The sequence below is a fragment of the Rathayibacter sp. Leaf185 genome (assembly GCF_001423885.1).
Lineage (GTDB): Bacteria > Actinomycetota > Actinomycetes > Actinomycetales > Microbacteriaceae > Rathayibacter.
This window is the reverse complement of record NZ_LMPP01000002.1, coordinates 539,770-556,127: the sequence shown is the minus strand read 5'-3', so window position 1 is coordinate 556,127 and position 16,358 is coordinate 539,770. Positions and strand designations below refer to the sequence as shown.

Here is a 16,358-nt window from a genome sequence, read left to right as displayed (position 1 = left end):
ATACTCCGATACGAGGACCCTCCATGAGCACTGACACCGAGACCCGGCTCGAATCCACCGTCCGGCTGATCGCGCAGACCTGCGTCGACAACGAGAAGTACTTCTGCGACCTCGACGCCGTCGCCGGTGACGGCGACTTCGGCTACTCCCTCGCCCGCGGCTTCGAGAACGTGCTCGCCGAGTTCGACACCTTCGACCGCTCCGACCTCGGCGCCTTCCTCCAGAAGGTCGCCACGACAATGAGCGGCCGGATCGGCGGCACCTCCGGTCCGATCTGGGGCACCGCGTTCCTCCGCGCCGCGATCACGATCAAGGGCAGGCACGAACTCGAGCCGGCCGACGTCGTCGCCATGCTGCGCGCCGCGGTCGAGGGCATCAAGAAGCGCGGAGGCGCCGACCTCGGCGACAAGACCCTCCTCGACGCTCTGGTGCCGATGACCTACGCGATCGAGGCCGATGCCGCGGAGGGGAGGCCCCCCGCCGAGATCGCCCGCCACGCCGCCGACGTCGCTCGATCCGCCGCGGAGGCGACCTCGACCCTCCAGGCCCGCCGCGGCCGAGCCTCGTACACCGGCGAGCGCAGCATCGGCTCGCCCGACCCCGGTGCGATCGCGATGGCCGTGCTGGCCGAGCGCATCGCCGACACCTGGTGACCCGACCACCACTCCCGACTCCCCGACCCACGATGAAGTGAGGACCACCCATGAAGAAGTTCGTCAATGACCCGCAGGCGTTCGTCCCCGAGATGCTCAAGGGGCTCGCGCTCGCGAACCCGGACACTCTCGTCTACGACCCGAAGTACAACCTCGTGATCCGGGCCGATGCGCCGAACGACGCGAAGGTGTCGATCGTGCAGGGCTCCGGCTCGGGTCACGAGCCCGCCCACGTCATGGTGGTCGGCAGGGGGATGCTCGACGCGGCCTGTCCCGGCGACGTCTTCGCGGCGCCTCCGACCGACTACGTCACCGAGGCCGCACGCCGGGTGAACAGCGCGAAGGGCGTGCTGCTGCTCGTCAACAACTACACCGGCGACAAGATGGCCTTCGAGATGGCCGAGGAGATCGCCGACGCCGAGGGGATCAAGGTCAAGACGCTCTTCATCGACGACGACGTCGCGGTGAAGGACTCGACCTACACGATCGGCCGCCGCGGGGTCGCCGGCAACTTCTTCGTCATCAAGGCGGTCGGAGCGGCGTCCGAGGCGGGCGCCGAGCTCGACGAGGTCGTCCGCGTCGGCGAGAAGGTCAACTCGGTCACCCGCACGATGGGCGTCGCGCTCACCGCCTGCACCCCGCCGTCGAAGGGCTCGCCCCTGTTCGAGCTCGGCGACGACGAGATCGAGCTCGGAGTCGGCATCCACGGCGAGCCCGGTCGCGCCCGCCAGAAGATGGTGTCGGCGAACGAGATCGTCGACCTGCTCCTCGACCCGATCATCGCCGACCTGCCGTACTCCGACGGCGACGAGGTGGCCCTGATGATCAACGGCCTCGGCGGCACTCCGATCTCCGAGCTCTACCTCCTCTACGGCATCGCCCACGAGAAGCTCACCGCGCTCGGCATCCGGCCCGTCCGCAGCTACGTCGGTGAGTACTGCACCTCGCTCGACATGGCCGGTGCCTCGATCACGCTCGTCAAGCTCGACGACGAGATCAAGGAGCTGCTCGCAGCTCCCGCCGAGATCCCGATCCGCACGTTCTGAGCCGGGGAACGAGACCATGGGCAACAACGAGAAGATCGGCGACTCCCTCAGCCTCGAGGACGCCCGCCGCGTCATCGACGCCGCCCTCGCGAAGGCGGATGAGATCGGCCAGCCGCAGGACATCGCCGTCGTCGACGCCGGCGGGCACCTGAAGGCGCACGTGCGGATGGACACCGCGAACATCGGCAGCATCTCGATCTCGATCAACAAGGCCTACACCGCGATCGCGTTCCAGACGCAGACGCGGGATCTCACCGAGGCCACCCGTCCGACCGGGGACCTCTTCGGCCTGAACGACGCCCACGGCGGTCGGCTCGTCGTCTTCCCCGGCGGGATCCCGCTGGTGCGGGACGGCCGCATCGTCGGCGCGATCGGCGTCTCGACCGGTTCGATCGAGCAGGACCAGACGGTCGCCGAGGCGGGAGCGGCCGCGTTCTGACCGAGCGGGGGCCGTCTCCGGGCGGCCCCCGCCCAGCCGAGGGCGACAACCGGTCAGAGGCGCGCGAGCACGCCCTCGAGCTCCGAGGCGACCAGGTCCGGCCGCGACAGGAACGGGTGGTGCCCGGTCGGCAGCTCCACCGACCGTGTCGCGCGCGCAGCGTGCAGCCGCTGCAGCTCGACCGAGGTGCTCCGGTCCTCCGCGCAGACCAGGTAGGTCGACTCGACGCCGGACCTCCCCGCCGCGCTCGTCGGAGTCGTGAACGACTCGAGGTGCTGCGCCGTGACCCGCTCCCACCCGCCGCGCTGCGCCTCCGCATCCGCGTCCTGGAGGAATCGGGCCGCGAACGACTGCTCGTCGTACCCGGTCACCGCGATCGAGCCGGCGTCCGCCTCGCCGATCGAGACCGGGTCGGCCTCGCCGCTCATGATCGCGCCCTGCGACTGCCCGACCTCCGGCAGGTACGACGACACCAGCACGACGTGGGCGACGGCCGGGTGTGCGCCCACCTCGGCGATCACGGTGCCGCCATAGGAGTGGCCGACAACGATCGCGGAGTCCACCTCATCGAGCACGGCCCGCAGCGCCGCGGCGTCGGCCACCAGCCCGCGATCCTCCGAAGCGGCCTCGCCGCACGACGGCAGCGCCACGGAGCGACTCCCGATCCCGGTGCGCTCCTCGAGCAGCTCCGCCGTCCGCCGCCACCACCAGGCCCCGTCGCGCACCAGCGCTCCGTGCACGAAGATCACGTCCATCATCGACTCCCTCTTCCGATCCTCCGCCGACCCTAGGCCGGGTTCACCCGCCCCGCCCCTCCGGGACGGGTCCCGGATCTCGCGCGCAGCGAACACGGCGGCGCGGCGTGCCGATTCGGCTCGGCGGCGGATCGGGCGCAGACTTCTTCGGTGCCCGATCTGCAGCTCTCGTTCCCCTGGGAGACGCAGCCCGTCTTCGTGGAGGCAGAGCCGCCGCACCTGAAGCGGGTCGTCGCGAACTCGAACGACCGCGTCGCCTGGCTCCGGGCCCGCTCGCGGGGGATCACCGCGACCGACGTCGCCCGGCTCTCCTCCCCCGCCGCCATCGACAAGGCGGCGCTCGACAAGCTCTACGGCACGGGCTTCGGAGGCAACGCCTTCACCGATCACGGCCGGGCGCGCGAACCCGAGATCGCCGCCTGGGTCCGCCGAGAGCACGCCATCGAGCCGAGCAGCACCCTCTTCCACGCCAGTCAGGAGCGCCGCCACCTCGCCACCCCCGACGGCATCGGCCTCCGCGAGGACGGCCGCCTCGAGCTGTGCGAGATCAAGACCACCACCAAGCCGTGGAAGAGCATCCCGCGCCACTACCTGCGCCAGGTCTTCTGGCAGCAGTACGTGCTCGGCGCCGAGCGCACGCTCGTCGTCTGGGAGCAGCACCGCGACTTCGTCCCGCTCGACGCCGACCCCGAGTGCCGCTGGGTCGACCGGGACGAGGACGAGATCCACATGCTCGTCCGCCTCGCCGGCATGCTGATGGCCGAGCTGCACGAGAGAACCCGCGCGGGCAGGCGGTGACCGTCCTGCTCCTGCACGGCCTGGGCGGTGATCGCTCCCAGCCGCTCGGGCTCCTGCGCGCGGCGCTGCCGGCCGGGGTCGAGGTGATCGCTCCCGATGTCCGCGCGCACGGCGCCTCCGAGGAGCTCGGCTCGGCCGGCGACTTCTCGCTCGACTCCCTCGCCGACGAGGTCACCGAGCAGGTGGTCCGCGCCGGCGCCGCGCACAAGCCGCTCACCGTGCTCGGCATCTCGATGGGAGCCGCGATCGCTCTCCGGCTGGCCAGCCGCAAGGTGCTGCCGATCGACCGCGCCGTCTTCGTGCGCCCCGCCTTCACCGCCGAGCCGCTGCCCGAGAACCTGTCGGTGTTCCCGGTCATCGCGCAGCTCCTGCACGATCACGGCGCCAAGCGCGGCGAGCGGATGTTCCGGGCCTCCGGCCTGTTCCAGCGCGCCGCGGACGTCTCACCCGCCTCGGCGGAGGCGCTCGTCGCCCAGTTCCGCGCCCCGGATGCCGCGGAGCGCGCCGTCCGCCTCGCCGAGATCCCCCGCAACTCCGCCTACCGCGATTCGGGCGAGCTCGCCGGAGTGATCGCGCGCACCCTGGTGATCGCGGCCGACCGCGACCCCGTGCATCCCGTCGCCGTCGCGGAGCAGTGGGCTAGGGCTCTTCCGGACGCAGACCTCGAGCGGGTCCCTGCGCGGGACGCGGGTCTCGCGCAGCAGCAGGAGCTGATCCGCGGTCACGTCCGCGACTGGCTCGCGCGGCGCTGACCTCCTCGGCCGCCAGCACCAGACCCACGAACACCAGCCACAGCACCGCGATCACCGTCGCGACGAACTCCAGCGTGCCTCCGACGCCCATCCAGACCCGGAGGAGCGACAGGATCGCGCCCGCGCCGGCCACGAGCGCGACCGTGACGCCCGCCACGAGCGACAGCCGCGCGACTCCCGGCCTCTCGCGTGCCGTCGACAGCTGCAGCATGGCCACGCACGCCGCCGCGAAGCCGAGGACCGCCGCCGACGTGTGCACGAGGTCCTGCCAGCTGAAGCTCGGCCCGACGGGCAGCGGGCAGCCGGCCGTGCAGGTCACCTGCGAGGCGAGGGCGAAGCAGCCGGCGGCCAGGAGGATCGCCAGCGCGGGCCGGAGGCTCCGCAGCAGGCGCACCCGCACACTCCACGCGCCGGCCCCGGTCAGGGTGCCGCCGATCGCGACCAGGACGAGTGCGATCCGGAAGGTCCCGGCCGTCGCCATGTCGGGGGCGCCCATCTCGCTGACGTAGACCCAGCGGCTGGTCCCGATGCTCACCCGCGCGGCGAGGAGGAGCGCGAGGCCCGCCAGGACGAGGAACGAGCCGGCCACGAGCAGGACTCCCCGCGCGGACCGTTGCTGCATACCCTCATCGTGCCAGACGGCCGCCGAGCGACCGTCGTACCCTCCCTTCCGGGGGCCATCGCAGCAATCTTCTCCGGGGGGTGACACCGCCGAAACAGCCCGGACTCATTACCTCGATTGACTGAGCGCGGCACTCGGAAGCGGGGTCCGGGGGCGGGATTCCGCCGTCCCCTCCGCTCGAAGCATCACCGAGGCGCAACAGGAAGGGCGATGATGCACAACAGTGCGCTCGGGCACGGCCTCACGATCGGGGAGATCCCGGAGGAGGTCGTCCTGCCGGACACCATGACGGCGGCGGTCATCGATGCACCGGGCGACGCCGCCGTCCTCCACCTCGCGACGGTGCCCACACCGACGGCCATCAACGCCGAATTCACCGTCAAGGTGATCGCGGCGGGAGTGAACCCGCTCGACGCGAAGACGCGCGCGGGTCGCGGAGTCGCCTCGCAGATCGCCTCCTACCCTGCCGTGCTGGGCCACGACTTCTCGGGCGTCGTCGTCTCGAGCCCCTACCCCGCCCACTCCCTGCGGCCGGGTGACGAGGTCTACGGCTTCGTGATGGTGCCCCGCTACTCCGGCTCCTACGCCGAGTACGTGAGCGTGCCGAGCGTCTCGATCGCCCGGAAGCCCTCGACCCTCTCGCACGTCGAGGCCGCCGGCGTGCCGCTCGCGGCGCTGACCGCCTGGGGCATGGTCGTCGAGCTCGCCAAGGCGCACGAGGGGCAGCGGATCCTGATCCACGCCGGCTCCGGAGGCGTCGGCCACTTCGCGGTGCAGTTCGCCGCCTACTTCGGCGCCTCGGTCATCGCGACCGGATCCACGCGCAACCTGCAGTGGCTGCGCGAGCTCGGCGCCTCCCAGGTCATCGACCACACGAAGGAGCGCTTCGACGAGATGCTCTCGGGCGTCGACGTCGTGATCGACCTGGTCGGCAATGTGCACGACAGCACGGGCTCGCGCTCGCTGAAGGTCCTGCGCCCGGGCGGGCTGATCGTGAACGCACCGACGGGCAGCTGGCCCGAGTTCTTCCCCGAGGCGGCTGAGGCCGGAGTGCGCGCCTCGACCTACAAGGTGGCCCCCGACGGCGCCACGCTCGCCGTGATCTCGCGCCTGCTCGAGTCGGGCGACGTCCGCGTCTTCATCGACGGCATCTTCCCGCTCGCCCGCGCCTGCGAGGCCCACGAGCAGCTCGAGACCGGCCACACCCGCGGCAAGATCGTCCTCACCGTCGCCGAGGGCTGACCGCCTCGCGAGATGCCTCTTCGGTACGCGACACGCCGACGGAGGCGTACCGAAGAGGCATGTCGCGAACCACGCGTCAGGCGAGGGCGCGCTCGAGGACGAAGTCGTCCTCGTAGCGCCCGCCGACGAGGAAGCGCTTCGTGCCCACGACCGCGAAGCCGTGCTTCGCGTAGAAGCGGCGCGCCCGCTCGTTCTCCTGGTTCACGCCGAGCCACACGCCGCGTGCACCGCTCTCCCGCGCGTCGTCGAGACTGGCGCTCATCAGCAGCCCGGCGACGCCCGATCCGTGCCGGGCGGGCAGCGCGTAGCACTTGCTCACCTCGACCGTCGGCCGGTGGGTGATCGCGGAGGCGGCGTCCGCGTCCGAGGGTTCGCCGCGGATCAGCATGGTGTACCCGACCGCCCCGCTCTCGTCCTCGGCGACGAACAGCACCCGAGCCTCCTCGGCGAGGTACTCGCGGAACCGCTCGACCGAGAGCACCGTGCGGACGAAGTCGGCCTTCGCCTCCGCAGTGGTGTGCGGGGGGCAGGCGAGCGGGAACGTCGCGGCCGCCAGCTCGGCGAGGGCGACGGCGTCCGAGGCGACGGCGCGGCGGATCGCGGGGGTGCTCGTGTCGGGCATGCAGATCAGTATGACCGCACCCGGAGACGACGAAGGAGGGGGCCCGCCGAAGCGGACCCCCTCCTCGTCACTGCCGAGCCGAGGCTCAGGAGAGGACGTTCACGTCCAGCGGGATGCCGGGGCCGAACGTCGTCGAGACGGCGGCCTTCTGGATGTAGCGACCCTTCGAGGAGGACGGCTTGAGACGGTTGATCTCGTCGAGAGCCGTCTTGAAGTTCTCCTGGAGCTGCTCCTCGGTGAACGCGGCCTTGCCGACGACGAGGTGCACGTTGGCGTGCTTGTCGACGCGGAACTCGATCTTTCCGCCCTTGATCTCGGTCACGGCCTTGGCCACGTCCGGGGTCACGGTGCCGGTCTTCGGGTTGGGCATGAGGCCGCGGGGGCCGAGCACCTTTCCGAGACGACCGACCTGGCCCATGAGCTCCGGCGTCGAGACGGCGGAGTCGAACGACGTGTAGCCGCCCGCCACCTTCTCGATGAGCTCGGCGCCGCCGACCTCGTCGGCGCCCGCAGCGATCGCGGCCTCGGCCGCGGGGCCGGTCGCGAACACGATGACGCGGGCGGTCTTGCCCGTGCCGTGCGGGAGGATGACCGTGCCGCGGACCATCTGGTCGGCCTTGCGCGGGTCGACACCGAGCTTGAGGGCGACCTCGACGGTGCTGTTGAACTTGGCGGAACCGGTCTCGCGGGCGAGCGCGACCGCCTCGTCGGCGGTGTAGAACTTGCCCTCTTCGAGCTTGGCCGCGGCGGCCCGGTAGGCCTTCGACTTCTGTGCCATGTTGTTTCTCCTTGAAACGAGAATGTGGTTCTAGAGCCTGGCGGGCTCTCCCACGGGTGTTGAGTTCTGGAAGGGCGGAGGACTAGCCCTCTACCGTGATGCCCATCGAACGAGCAGTGCCGGCGATGATCTTCGACGCGGCCTCGATGTCGTTGGCGTTCAGGTCGGCCTGCTTCGCCTCGGCGATCTCGCGGACCTGCGCGCGGGTCAGCTTGGCGACCTTGACGGTGTGCGGGGTCGACGAGCCCTTGGCGACGCCGGCGGCCTTCTTGATGAGCTCCGCGGCGGGCGGGGTCTTGAGGATGAACGTGAACGAACGGTCCTCGTAGACGGTGATCTCGACGGGGATGACGTTGCCGCGCTGCGACTCGGTCTGCGCGTTGTACGCCTTGCAGAACTCCATGATGTTGACGCCGTGCTGACCGAGCGCCGGACCGATCGGGGGCGCGGGGTTCGCCGCGCCGGCCTTGATCTGGAGCTTGATCAGGCCGGTGACCTTCTTCTTGGGGGCCATTCAGGATTCCTTTTCTCAGGGTTCGAGTGGTCGGGGGTTCCCGGCCGCTCTCCCGCGCACCCGACGGAGTCGGATCGCGGTGGAGGAGGGTCGGCCGGCGCGCACGCAGTTGGGCGCCGACACGAAAACCCGTACGAGCTTACACGCTGCAGCCCGGTACCGACAGGGCGACTCCGGGGAGACCGCAACGCGGAACGCCCCCTCCGACGGTGCGGAGGAGGCGTTCGGGCGGGACGATGTGCGTCAGAGCTTGGTGACCTGGTCGAACGACAGCTCGACCGGGGTCTCGCGCTCGAAGAGCGACACCAGCACCGTGAGCTTGCCGCTCTCGGGCTTGATCTCGCTGATCGATCCGGGCAGACCCGCGAACGAGCCCTCCTTGATGGTGATGGTCTCGCCGATCTCGAAGTCGACCTCGGCCGGCAGGACGCGCTGCGCCTGCTTCTGGCCCTTGGCGCCGGGAGCCTTCGAGGGCGCGACCTCCTTGATCTCGACGAGGCTCTTCAGCATCGTGAAGGCCTCCTCGAAGCGCAGCGGGGTCGGGTTGTGGGCGTTGCCCACGAAGCCGGTCACGCCGGGGGTGTGGCGGACGACCGACCACGAGTCCTCGTTGAGGTCCATGCGCACCAGCACGTAGCCGGGGATCCGCACGCGGGTCACCATCTTGCGCTGGCCGTTCTTGATCTCGACCACGTCCTCCATCGGGACCTGGACCTCGAAGATGTAGTCCTCGGCCTCGAGCGAGACCTTGCGGTTCTCGATGTTCGACTTCACGCGCTTCTCGAAGCCGGCGTAGGAGTGGATGACGTACCACTTGCCCATCTTGCCGCGGAGCTCGGTGCGGAACGCCTCGTAGGGGTCGATGTCGGCGACGTCCTCGCCCTCGGCCTCCGCGTCCTCCGCGGCGACCTCGGCCTCGTCCTCGACGGCCTCGAGGGCCGCTTCGGCCTCCTCGACGGTGTCGATGTGCGCGGCCTCGTCCACGGCCTCGTCGGCCTCGGGGTCGTCGATCGAGCCGATGGCGTCAAGCGCGGCCTCCAGGTCGGAGGCGAGGTCGTCCTCGGACTCGTTCTCGTCGATGACGCTCAGCGCGCCCTCCTCGGCGGGCTCGATGGCGTCCTCAGCCTGGGCGAGGGTCCCGCCCTCCTGCGCCTCGTCGACCTCCGACGACTGCTCGGCAGCCGTCGCCCAGTCGACGTCGTCGCGGTTTCTGTCAGACACTCGTCACAACTCTCTCTCGTTCGATCCGGTGCGCACCCGTCGGGCCGCGCACCGCTGTCGCCGGCGTCCGCCGCTCTCGCGGTCGCGGACGCCTCCGGGCTCAGGTGGCGGGTGTGCCGAACACGTAGGTCACGGCCAGCGCGAACACCCAGTCGAGGAACGAGACCAGCGCCATCATGATGACGACGAAGATCAGCACCACCACGACGTAGTTGCCCAGCTCTTTGCGGGTCGGCGTGACGACCTTCTTCAGCTCGGCGATGACCTGCCGGATGAAGAGGGCGATTCTCGCGAACGGATTGCGCCGCGCGGCTCGCTGCTGATTCGCGATCGCGACGACGTCCTCGCTCGGCTCGTCGACTGCTTTCCCGGCCACCTGCACGCACCTTTCCCGCACCGGAACCTCCGGTGTGGCCGGCCGCCCATCGGGCGGCCCTGGACCGATGTCCGCTGCTTCGCGGGGACCGCGTGCGACGGGCATCGATGTGCAGGGCGGACAGGGCTCGAACCTGCAACCTGCGGTTTTGGAGACCGCTGCTCTACCAATTGAGCCACCGCCCTATGGATGCCGTTGCGAGCATCCGAGGAGGAATCGGACCCTGCTCCACCCCTCCGGCACCCTCTCGGGCGCAGTGAATCGGGGCAGAGTTCGACTACCTCGGACGAGTGTACGTGGCCCCGTGGGGCGTGTCCAGCCGAGCGCCGGGCCGCGGATGGAGGCTCCCGCGCGCAGAGGATACGCTGACGATCGTGTCCTCACCCACGCGCATCTCCGCCCGCATCTCCGCCATCGCCGAGTCCGCGACCCTCAAGGTCGACGCGAAGGCGAAGGCCCTCCAGGCGCAGGGGCGGCCCGTCATCTCGTACGCCGCGGGCGAGCCCGACTTCCGGACGCCGCAGCACATCGTCGAGGCCGCGTCGGCCGCGGTGCTCGACCCGAGGAACTACCGCTACACGCCGGCCGCGGGCCTCCCCGACCTCCGGCAGGCCATCGCCGACAAGACGGCGCGCGACTCCGGATGGGCCGTCGAGCCCTCGCAGGTCGTCGTGACGAACGGCGGCAAGCAGGCCGTGTACCAGGCGTTCCAGACCCTCCTCGACGACGGCGACGAGGTCCTCGTCCCCACTCCCTACTGGACCACGTACCCCGAGGCGATCAAGCTCGCCGGAGGCGTGCAGGTCGACGTCTTCGCGGGAGCCGACCAGGGCTACCTCGTCACGGTCGAGCAGCTGGAGGCGGCGCGCACCGAGCGCACCAAGGTCCTCCTCTTCGTGTCGCCGTCCAACCCCACCGGGGCCGTCTACTCCGCCGAGCAGACCGCGGCCATCGGCCGGTGGGCCGACGAGCACGGTCTCTGGGTCATCGCCGACGAGATCTACCAGAACCTCGTCTACGCGGCCGAGGGCCAGGACGACGCGGCGCCGCTCGAGAGCGCCACCTCGATCGTCGAGGCCGTGCCCGCACTGCGCGACCGCACCATCCTGGTCAACGGCGTCGCCAAGACCTACGCGATGACCGGCTGGCGCGTGGGGTGGATGGTGGGCCCGGCCGACGCGATCAAGGGCGCCTCGAACCTGCAGTCGCACCTCTCGAGCAACGTCTCGAACATCTCGCAGCGCGCGGCGATCGCCGCCCTCACCGGCCCGCAGCAGCCGGCGGAGGAGATGCGCCTCGCCTTCGACCGTCGTCGCCGCACCATCGTCGCCGAGCTGAACGCGATCGACGGGGTCGAGTGCCCGACCCCCGGCGGCGCGTTCTACGTGTACCCGGACGTCCGTGGCCTCCTCAACCGGGAGTGGCGCGGCGTCACTCCGACGACCTCGCTCGAGCTCGCCGACTTCATCCTCGAGCAGGCCGAGGTCGCCACAGTGCCCGGCGAGGCCTTCGGACCGAGCGGCTACCTCCGGCTGTCCTACGCCCTGGGCGACGACGCGCTGCTCGAAGGCGTGAAGCGCCTCCAGGCGCTGTTTTCCTAGCCTCTCTCCTCCTTCGTCGTCGATCGGCCGCAGTCGCGGTGTCCCTCGAGCTGATCTCCTCCTTCGTCGTCGATCAGCCGCAGTCGGCTTCCGAGGGGGTCGCGATCCAGAGAGCGGGTCGCGTTCGCGCACAACGATTCGCTGAGACGCGAATCGCCGGTTGCGCTCGAACGGGGTCGGGGGTCTGCAGGCGCTCGATCCGGACCGATGCACGACACCGGTCCGGATCGGTGGAAGCCATAGCAGTCGCGGGGTGTGGGCGCCTCTGCTAGGGGAAAAGGGGCGGATGGGGACTATTACTGTCGCTGAGGGCGGGGTTCGTGCACGCTGGTGGGATGAGCGATGAGCCCGCGGTCCGTGTCCGCGATCTGCGGAAGGACTACGGCGGTGCGCCGGCCGTCACCGGGATCTCGTTCGACATCCACCGCGGCGAGACCTTCGCGCTGCTCGGGCCCAACGGCGCCGGCAAGTCGACGACGATCGAGATCCTCGAGGGCTACCGCGACCGCTCAGGAGGCGAGGTGAGCGTGCTCGGGACCGACCCGCGGCACGGCGATCTCGCCTGGAAGTCGCGCCTGGGGATCGTGCTGCAGTCCAGCGGTGAATCCGGCAACGCGACGGTCCGCGAGCAGATCGCGCACTTCGCCGGCCTCTACCCGCATCCGCGCGACGTCGACGAGACGATCGAGGCGGTCGGGCTCACCGCCAAGGCGCGCTCGCGCATCGGCAAGCTCTCGGGCGGTCAGCGCCGCCGCGTCGACGTCGCCCTCGGCATCATCGGCCGTCCCGAGCTCGTGTTCCTCGACGAGCCCACCACGGGCTTCGATCCGGAGGCGCGCCACTCCTTCTGGGATCTCGTCGCGCTCCTCAAGAGCGAGGGCACGACGATCCTGCTGACCACCCACTACCTCGACGAGGCGGCTCGGCTCGGCGATCGCGCGGCCGTCATCGCCGGCGGCCGCCTGCTCGCGATCGGCCCGGTGAGCGAGATCGGCGGCGACGAGGCGCGTGTGCCGATCGTGCAGTGGGAGGAGGGCGGGCTGCTGCGGCGCGTGCGCTCCTCCGAGCCCGCGCGCACCGTCGCCGAGCTCAGCGATCGCCTGGGTGAGCCGACCGCCCTCGCGGTGGTGCGGCCGAGTCTCGAGGACATCTACCTCGACCTCATCCGCGACGACCGCGCGGGCGACTCCCTCGACCGCATCGGAGAGCCCGCATGAGCACCGTGACCCGGCAGCCGATCCGCTCGACGCCCCTCCGCTACGGCCCCGTCCGGACACTGCGCCTCGGCGCCGCGCGGGCGCGCTACGAGGTCCGGTCGTACTTCCGCGCGCCCGACCAGGTCTTCTTCACGTTCCTCTTCCCGGTGCTGCTGCTGACGATCTTCTCGGTCGCCTTCGGCGAGAACGCGATCATGCAGGCCGACCCGCAGGACCCGGGCATCACGATGGCCGAGTACTACGTGCCGGGGCTCGCTGCGGCGGGCATCCTGCTCTCGGGCGTGCAGAACCTCGGCGTCGATATCGCGGTCGAGCGCAGCGACGGCACCCTGAAGCGCCTCGCCGGGGCTCCCCTGCCCGTGCTGAGCTACTTCCTCGGCAAGTTCGGGCAGGTGCTCGTGACGAGCCTCGCGCAGACCGCGCTCCTCCTGATCGTGGCGGCGACCGTCTTCTCGGTCGAGCTGCCGAGCGACAGCGGGCGCTGGGCGACCTTCGCCTGGGTGTACCTGGGCGGAGTCGCCACCTCGGCGATCCTCGGCATCGCGGTCTCGGCGCTCCCTCGATCGGGCAAGAGCGCGACGGCCGTCATCGTGCCTCCGCTGCTGGTGCTGCAGTTCATCTCGGGGTCGTACCTGTCGTTCACCACGCTGCCCGACTGGCTGCAGAACGTCGCGAGCGTGTTCCCGCTGAAGTGGATCGCCCAGGGGATGCGCGCCGTGTTCCTGCCGTCGGACTTCGAGCAGCTCGAGGTCGACGGTTCGTGGGATCTCGGCGGAGTGGCCCTCGTCCTGGCCGTCTGGCTGGTCGTGGGCCTCGTCGCCTGCCGGCTCACGTTCCGCTGGATCCGGCGGGACTCCTGACCCGCACGGGTCAGACGGTGGTGCCGACCACGACCGGCTCGGGGTGCAGGAGGACGCCGAACTCGGCGAGGACCCTGCCCTGCACGTAGCGGGCGAGCTCGGCGATCTCCTCGGCCCGCGCTCCGCCCCGATTGGTGAGCGCGAGCGTGTGCTTGCTCGACACGGCGGCGCGCGAGCCGGGCAGCGCGAAGCCGCGTGAGACTCCGGAGTGCTCGATCAGCCAGGCGGCGCTGAGCTTGACCAGCTCGCCGGGTGCCGAGGGGGCGGGGACGCCGACCGGCTCGCCCGCCTCGACGGCCGAGAGCGGGGTGACGACCGCGGCCTCGTGCACCGGCTCGACCGGCCAGCGGGGTGCGGCGGGCGGCAGGCCGCCGGCGAACGCGGTCGTGACGATCGGGTTGGTGAAGAAGGAGCCGGCACTCGCGGTGTCGGGGTCGCGCGGATCGAGAACCATGCCCTTCGCGGCTCGAAGGCGCAGCACCGTCTCGCGCACCTCGGCGAGGGGCACCCGGTCGCCGAGCGCGACTCCGAGCGCCGAGGCGAGCTGGGCGTAGGCGACCGGAGCACCGGCCCCGCCCGCGCCCGCCTCCTCGAGGAGGAACTCGACCGCGAGGACCGCGCCGCGGCGACCCTGCTTGATGACGGAGGTGCGGTAGCCGAGACCGAGCTCGGCGGCGGTCAGCCTGACCGGCTCCGAAGCGTCCTCGTCGAGGAAGGACACCGCGACGAGAGTGTCCGAGAGCTCCTGCCCGTAGGCGCCGATGTTCTGCACCGGCGATGCGCCGACGGTGCCGGGGATCCCGCTGAGGGCCTCCAGCCCGGCCCAGCCGCGCTCGACAGCGGTGGCGACGAGGCCGTCCCACGATTCGCCCGCCTGCACACGGAGGTGCACGGCGCCCGGTCGCTCGGACTCGAGGCGCTCGACGCCGGTCGTGCGCACCAGGACGACCGTGCCCTCGACTCCGTCGTCACCGACGAGGAGGTTCGAGCCGCCGCCGACGAGCAGCCACGCCTCGTCCTCGGCCCACAGCTCGTGCAGCACCGAGACGAGCTCGTCCGCGGTCGCGGCCTCGAAGCAGCGCTCGGGAGCGCCGCCGACCCTCAGAGTCGTGAGGGAGGAGAGGGAGGGGGTGGTCATCGGGGACGGGTCAGACGAGCGAGACGCGCGCCTGGGCCTTCCCCAGCACGGCCTGGCCGGCGACGGTGACCGCCAGGTCGATCCGCGCGGCGCCGGCATCGGAGTCGATCTCGCCGACCTTCGCCACGACGTCGACCTCGGCGCCGTCCCGCGGGTCGACGACGATCGGGCGGGTGAAGCGGACCCGGTAGTCGACGACGAGGCCGGGGTCGCCGATCCAATCGACGACGACCTGGACGGCCGTGCCCATCGTGAGCATGCCATGGGCGAGGACGCCGGGGAGGCCCACCTCGGCCGCGACGTCGTCGCGGTAGTGGATGGCGTTGAAGTCGCCGGAGGCGGCGGCGTAGCGGACGAGGGTGTCGCGATCGAAGTGGAAACGGCGCTCGGCGATCACCTGGCCGACCTCGAGGTCGGAGAGGACGGGACGGCCGGCGGGAGCGTCGACGACGGCTCCGGCCGGGGTGGTGCGCTCGGCGCTCATTCGTCTCCCCTGACGACGAGAGTGGACACGGCGGTCACGACGTGCTCGCCGTTGTCGTCGGCGATGAAGGACTCGATCGTGATCATGGAGTGCGGACCGAGCCGCTTCACGCCCGCGATGGTCAGCTGCGCCGTCAGCTCGTCGCCGGCGACGATGGGGCGGCTGTAGGCGAACCGCTGGTCGCCGTGGACGACGCGGCTGAAGTCGATGTCGGCGTCGGGCTCGGCCAGCATCTGCGCGATGGTCAACTCCTGCATCACCACGGGGAAGGTCGACGGCGCGATCACGTCGGCGTATCCGGCGCTCCGGGCGGCCTCGGGGTCGTGGTGGAGGGGGGACATCGCGAAGACGGCGCGCGCGAACTCGCGCACCTTCTCACGACCCACCTGATAGGGCTCGGTGGGGGCGAAGGCGCGCCCGACGAGTTCGGTGTTCACTGGCACCCGGCCATCTTAGGCGGTGCGCGCCTACCCCCCGAATGACCGGTCACCGGCCCGCTCAGGCCACCCGAGTATGCCCACAGCGAATTTCCCATCTGCATATGGCTGACCGGGAGCCGAACATCTCGGAAGCTGGCCGGATGTCGACTCCCACCCCCGAACGCGACTGGGCCGCCTACGCGCGTGAGCTCGGCACCACCCTGCACCGCGCCCGCATCGCGAAGGGCGAGAGCCAGGAGCGCATCGCGCACGCGGCGGGGCTCGCCGGATACACCTACCAGAAGTTCGAGAAGGGCGAGTCGAAGCCGGGGTCGCCCGCCAACCCGACGCTGCGCACCCTGTTCGCCCTCTGCGAGGCGCTCGACATCGAGCTGATGGATCTGCTGCCGCCCAACCCGCCCCGCGCCTCACGAGGCGTGACCGAGTAGGCCGAGCACCGTCTCCACCCCCCTGGCGAGACGCGCCGCCGAGCTGAGGTCGAGATCGACCTCGCCGAGCTCGTCGGCCTCGAGTCGCAGTCGCTCCTCCCCCGCCGGACCCGGCCGGCACAGCGAGACGTGCACCGTCGCCGCGCTCGGCCCATCGACCTCCCGACTGCCCGCCCAGAGCACCACGGGCAGCGATCGCACGGCCGAGCGATGCAGCCGGTCGGCCACCGTCGAGACCTCGTCGTGCTCTCCCGCACACCACCGCGGACATCCGTCGCCGCGCCTGTCGTCCTTGCATCCATCCACGTTCCGCACCAATCGCTCGAGGTGCCCAGCCCATCAGGCGGCACCGACATCGAGGCCGGTCTCCCC

At 70.9% G+C, this 16,358-nt stretch carries 21 protein-coding genes and 1 tRNA gene; 10 read left to right on the top strand and 12 right to left on the bottom strand.

What is annotated here, in order from left to right; all coding sequences use genetic code 11:
• Window positions 1-23: 23 nt before the first annotated feature.
• The 3 genes from dhaL to ASG06_RS09955 are packed head-to-tail and all read left to right on the top strand — an operon-like array spanning window position 24 to window position 2,138.
• Window positions 24-653, top strand: a complete 630-nt coding sequence (gene dhaL / locus ASG06_RS09965) for a dihydroxyacetone kinase subunit DhaL (protein WP_056041574.1) — start codon at window positions 24-26, stop codon at window positions 651-653.
• A gap of 50 nt (window positions 654-703) precedes the next feature.
• Window positions 704-1,699, top strand: a complete 996-nt coding sequence (gene dhaK / locus ASG06_RS09960) for a dihydroxyacetone kinase subunit DhaK (RefSeq protein ID WP_056041572.1) — start codon at window positions 704-706, stop codon at window positions 1,697-1,699.
• Window positions 1,700-1,715: 16 nt separating this feature from the next.
• Entirely contained in the window at window positions 1,716-2,138 is a 423-nt protein-coding gene (locus ASG06_RS09955) for a GlcG/HbpS family heme-binding protein (protein ID WP_056041570.1), read from the top strand.
• A gap of 53 nt (window positions 2,139-2,191) precedes the next feature.
• Here the strand turns inward: ASG06_RS09955 and ASG06_RS09950 are convergent, their stop codons facing one another.
• The gene (locus tag ASG06_RS09950; protein ID WP_231727672.1) at window positions 2,192-2,896 is read right to left on the bottom strand and encodes an alpha/beta fold hydrolase; all 705 of its coding nucleotides are present in this window, start codon (window positions 2,894-2,896) and stop codon (window positions 2,192-2,194) included.
• A 156-nt stretch (window positions 2,897-3,052) separates the two neighbouring features.
• On the opposite strand from ASG06_RS09950, the gene ASG06_RS20250 reads away from it, so the two are divergent.
• Window positions 3,053-3,691 carry a YqaJ viral recombinase family protein gene (locus ASG06_RS20250; RefSeq protein WP_197409416.1) on the top strand — a complete coding sequence of 213 codons (639 nt, stop codon included), beginning with the start codon at window positions 3,053-3,055 and terminating at the stop codon, window positions 3,689-3,691.
• On the top strand, window positions 3,688-4,443 hold the full coding sequence (locus ASG06_RS20245) for an alpha/beta hydrolase (RefSeq protein WP_056041566.1): 756 nt from the start codon (window positions 3,688-3,690) through the stop codon (window positions 4,441-4,443). Before ASG06_RS20250 ends, ASG06_RS20245 begins: the two co-directional genes overlap by 4 nt.
• Here the strand turns inward: ASG06_RS20245 and ASG06_RS09935 are convergent.
• Window positions 4,331-5,065 carry a DUF998 domain-containing protein gene (locus tag ASG06_RS09935; RefSeq protein ID WP_056041564.1) on the bottom strand — a complete coding sequence of 245 codons (735 nt, stop codon included), beginning with the start codon at window positions 5,063-5,065 and terminating at the stop codon, window positions 4,331-4,333. The genes ASG06_RS20245 and ASG06_RS09935 overlap by 113 nt on opposite strands.
• A gap of 213 nt (window positions 5,066-5,278) precedes the next feature.
• On the opposite strand from ASG06_RS09935, the gene ASG06_RS09930 reads away from it, so the two are divergent.
• A complete protein-coding gene (locus ASG06_RS09930) occupies window positions 5,279-6,307 on the top strand; it encodes an NADP-dependent oxidoreductase (protein WP_442965607.1) in 1,029 nt (342 codons plus the stop codon).
• A 76-nt stretch (window positions 6,308-6,383) separates the two neighbouring features.
• Here ASG06_RS09930 and ASG06_RS09925 read toward each other — a convergent pair whose 3' ends face one another.
• The 6 genes from ASG06_RS09925 to ASG06_RS09900 form a co-directional block, all read right to left on the bottom strand.
• The gene (locus tag ASG06_RS09925) at window positions 6,384-6,929 is read right to left on the bottom strand and encodes a GNAT family N-acetyltransferase (protein WP_056041562.1); all 546 of its coding nucleotides are present in this window, start codon (window positions 6,927-6,929) and stop codon (window positions 6,384-6,386) included.
• Between the two features lie 85 nt (window positions 6,930-7,014).
• On the bottom strand, window positions 7,015-7,707 hold the full coding sequence (gene rplA / locus ASG06_RS09920; RefSeq protein ID WP_056041560.1) for a 50S ribosomal protein L1: 693 nt from the start codon (window positions 7,705-7,707) through the stop codon (window positions 7,015-7,017).
• A gap of 82 nt (window positions 7,708-7,789) precedes the next feature.
• On the bottom strand, window positions 7,790-8,221 hold the full coding sequence (gene rplK / locus ASG06_RS09915) for a 50S ribosomal protein L11 (RefSeq protein ID WP_056041558.1): 432 nt from the start codon (window positions 8,219-8,221) through the stop codon (window positions 7,790-7,792).
• 243 nt (window positions 8,222-8,464) lie between these two features.
• Window positions 8,465-9,442, bottom strand: a complete 978-nt coding sequence (nusG, locus tag ASG06_RS09910) for a transcription termination/antitermination protein NusG (RefSeq protein WP_056041556.1) — start codon at window positions 9,440-9,442, stop codon at window positions 8,465-8,467.
• Between the two features lie 100 nt (window positions 9,443-9,542).
• On the bottom strand, window positions 9,543-9,818 hold the full coding sequence (gene secE, locus ASG06_RS09905) for a preprotein translocase subunit SecE (RefSeq protein ID WP_056041554.1): 276 nt from the start codon (window positions 9,816-9,818) through the stop codon (window positions 9,543-9,545).
• 112 nt (window positions 9,819-9,930) lie between these two features.
• Window positions 9,931-10,003, bottom strand: a tRNA-Trp gene (locus ASG06_RS09900).
• A gap of 189 nt (window positions 10,004-10,192) precedes the next feature.
• Here ASG06_RS09900 and ASG06_RS09895 point away from each other — a divergent pair.
• From ASG06_RS09895 to ASG06_RS09885, 3 genes are all read left to right on the top strand, one after another.
• Complete coding sequence (locus ASG06_RS09895) at window positions 10,193-11,419, top strand: pyridoxal phosphate-dependent aminotransferase (protein WP_056041552.1); 1,227 nt, start codon at window positions 10,193-10,195, stop codon at window positions 11,417-11,419.
• Window positions 11,420-11,754: 335 nt separating this feature from the next.
• Window positions 11,755-12,636, top strand: coding sequence for an ABC transporter ATP-binding protein (locus ASG06_RS09890; protein ID WP_056041550.1), 882 nt, complete (start codon window positions 11,755-11,757; stop codon window positions 12,634-12,636).
• Entirely contained in the window at window positions 12,633-13,496 is an 864-nt protein-coding gene (locus ASG06_RS09885; RefSeq protein WP_056041548.1) for an ABC transporter permease, read from the top strand. Before ASG06_RS09890 ends, ASG06_RS09885 begins: the two co-directional genes overlap by 4 nt.
• A gap of 10 nt (window positions 13,497-13,506) precedes the next feature.
• Here the strand turns inward: ASG06_RS09885 and ASG06_RS09880 are convergent, their stop codons facing one another.
• The 3 genes from ASG06_RS09880 to ASG06_RS09870 are packed head-to-tail and all read right to left on the bottom strand — an operon-like array spanning window position 13,507 to window position 15,561.
• Entirely contained in the window at window positions 13,507-14,634 is a 1,128-nt protein-coding gene (locus ASG06_RS09880; RefSeq protein ID WP_056041546.1) for a UDP-N-acetylmuramate dehydrogenase, read from the bottom strand.
• A gap of 10 nt (window positions 14,635-14,644) precedes the next feature.
• Window positions 14,645-15,118: a MaoC/PaaZ C-terminal domain-containing protein gene (locus ASG06_RS09875; protein ID WP_082499115.1), complete on the bottom strand. Its 474-nt coding sequence runs from the start codon at window positions 15,116-15,118 to the stop codon at window positions 14,645-14,647.
• Window positions 15,115-15,561 (bottom strand): FAS1-like dehydratase domain-containing protein, encoded by a 447-nt coding sequence (locus ASG06_RS09870; protein WP_082499114.1) that lies wholly within the window; start codon window positions 15,559-15,561, stop codon window positions 15,115-15,117. The genes ASG06_RS09875 and ASG06_RS09870 overlap by 4 nt, the downstream gene beginning before the upstream one ends.
• 137 nt (window positions 15,562-15,698) lie before the next feature.
• Here ASG06_RS09870 and ASG06_RS09865 point away from each other — a divergent pair, with 137 nt between their 5' ends.
• A complete protein-coding gene (locus ASG06_RS09865; protein WP_056041542.1) occupies window positions 15,699-15,986 on the top strand; it encodes a helix-turn-helix domain-containing protein in 288 nt (95 codons plus the stop codon).
• On the opposite strand, the gene ASG06_RS09860 is transcribed toward ASG06_RS09865, so the two are convergent.
• Entirely contained in the window at window positions 15,966-16,214 is a 249-nt protein-coding gene (locus tag ASG06_RS09860) for a hypothetical protein (RefSeq protein ID WP_056041540.1), read from the bottom strand. The two genes, ASG06_RS09865 and ASG06_RS09860, sit on opposite strands and share 21 nt — an antisense overlap.
• Window positions 16,215-16,358 lie beyond the last annotated feature (144 nt).

Excerpts from the sequence above, each read along its gene's own strand:
- ASG06_RS09930 (WP_442965607.1), top strand. The coding sequence starts at position 5,279 with ATGCACAACAGTGCGCTCGGGCACGGCCTCACGATCGGGGAGATCCCG.
- ASG06_RS09935 (WP_056041564.1), bottom strand. The coding sequence starts at position 5,065 with ATGCAGCAACGGTCCGCGCGGGGAGTCCTGCTCGTGGCCGGCTCGTTC.
- ASG06_RS09875 (WP_082499115.1), bottom strand. The coding sequence starts at position 15,118 with ATGAGCGCCGAGCGCACCACCCCGGCCGGAGCCGTCGTCGACGCTCCC.
- ASG06_RS09885 (WP_056041548.1), top strand. The coding sequence starts at position 12,633 with ATGAGCACCGTGACCCGGCAGCCGATCCGCTCGACGCCCCTCCGCTAC.
- ASG06_RS09890 (WP_056041550.1), top strand. The coding sequence starts at position 11,755 with ATGAGCGATGAGCCCGCGGTCCGTGTCCGCGATCTGCGGAAGGACTAC.
- rplK (WP_056041558.1), bottom strand. The coding sequence starts at position 8,221 with ATGGCCCCCAAGAAGAAGGTCACCGGCCTGATCAAGCTCCAGATCAAG.
- dhaL (WP_056041574.1), top strand. The coding sequence starts at position 24 with ATGAGCACTGACACCGAGACCCGGCTCGAATCCACCGTCCGGCTGATC.
- ASG06_RS09950 (WP_231727672.1), bottom strand. The coding sequence starts at position 2,896 with ATGATGGACGTGATCTTCGTGCACGGAGCGCTGGTGCGCGACGGGGCC.
- ASG06_RS09865 (WP_056041542.1), top strand. The coding sequence starts at position 15,699 with ATGTCGACTCCCACCCCCGAACGCGACTGGGCCGCCTACGCGCGTGAG.
- ASG06_RS09880 (WP_056041546.1), bottom strand. The coding sequence starts at position 14,634 with ATGACCACCCCCTCCCTCTCCTCCCTCACGACTCTGAGGGTCGGCGGC.
- ASG06_RS09925 (WP_056041562.1), bottom strand. The coding sequence starts at position 6,929 with ATGCCCGACACGAGCACCCCCGCGATCCGCCGCGCCGTCGCCTCGGAC.
- dhaK (WP_056041572.1), top strand. The coding sequence starts at position 704 with ATGAAGAAGTTCGTCAATGACCCGCAGGCGTTCGTCCCCGAGATGCTC.
- rplA (WP_056041560.1), bottom strand. The coding sequence starts at position 7,707 with ATGGCACAGAAGTCGAAGGCCTACCGGGCCGCCGCGGCCAAGCTCGAA.
- ASG06_RS09955 (WP_056041570.1), top strand. The coding sequence starts at position 1,716 with ATGGGCAACAACGAGAAGATCGGCGACTCCCTCAGCCTCGAGGACGCC.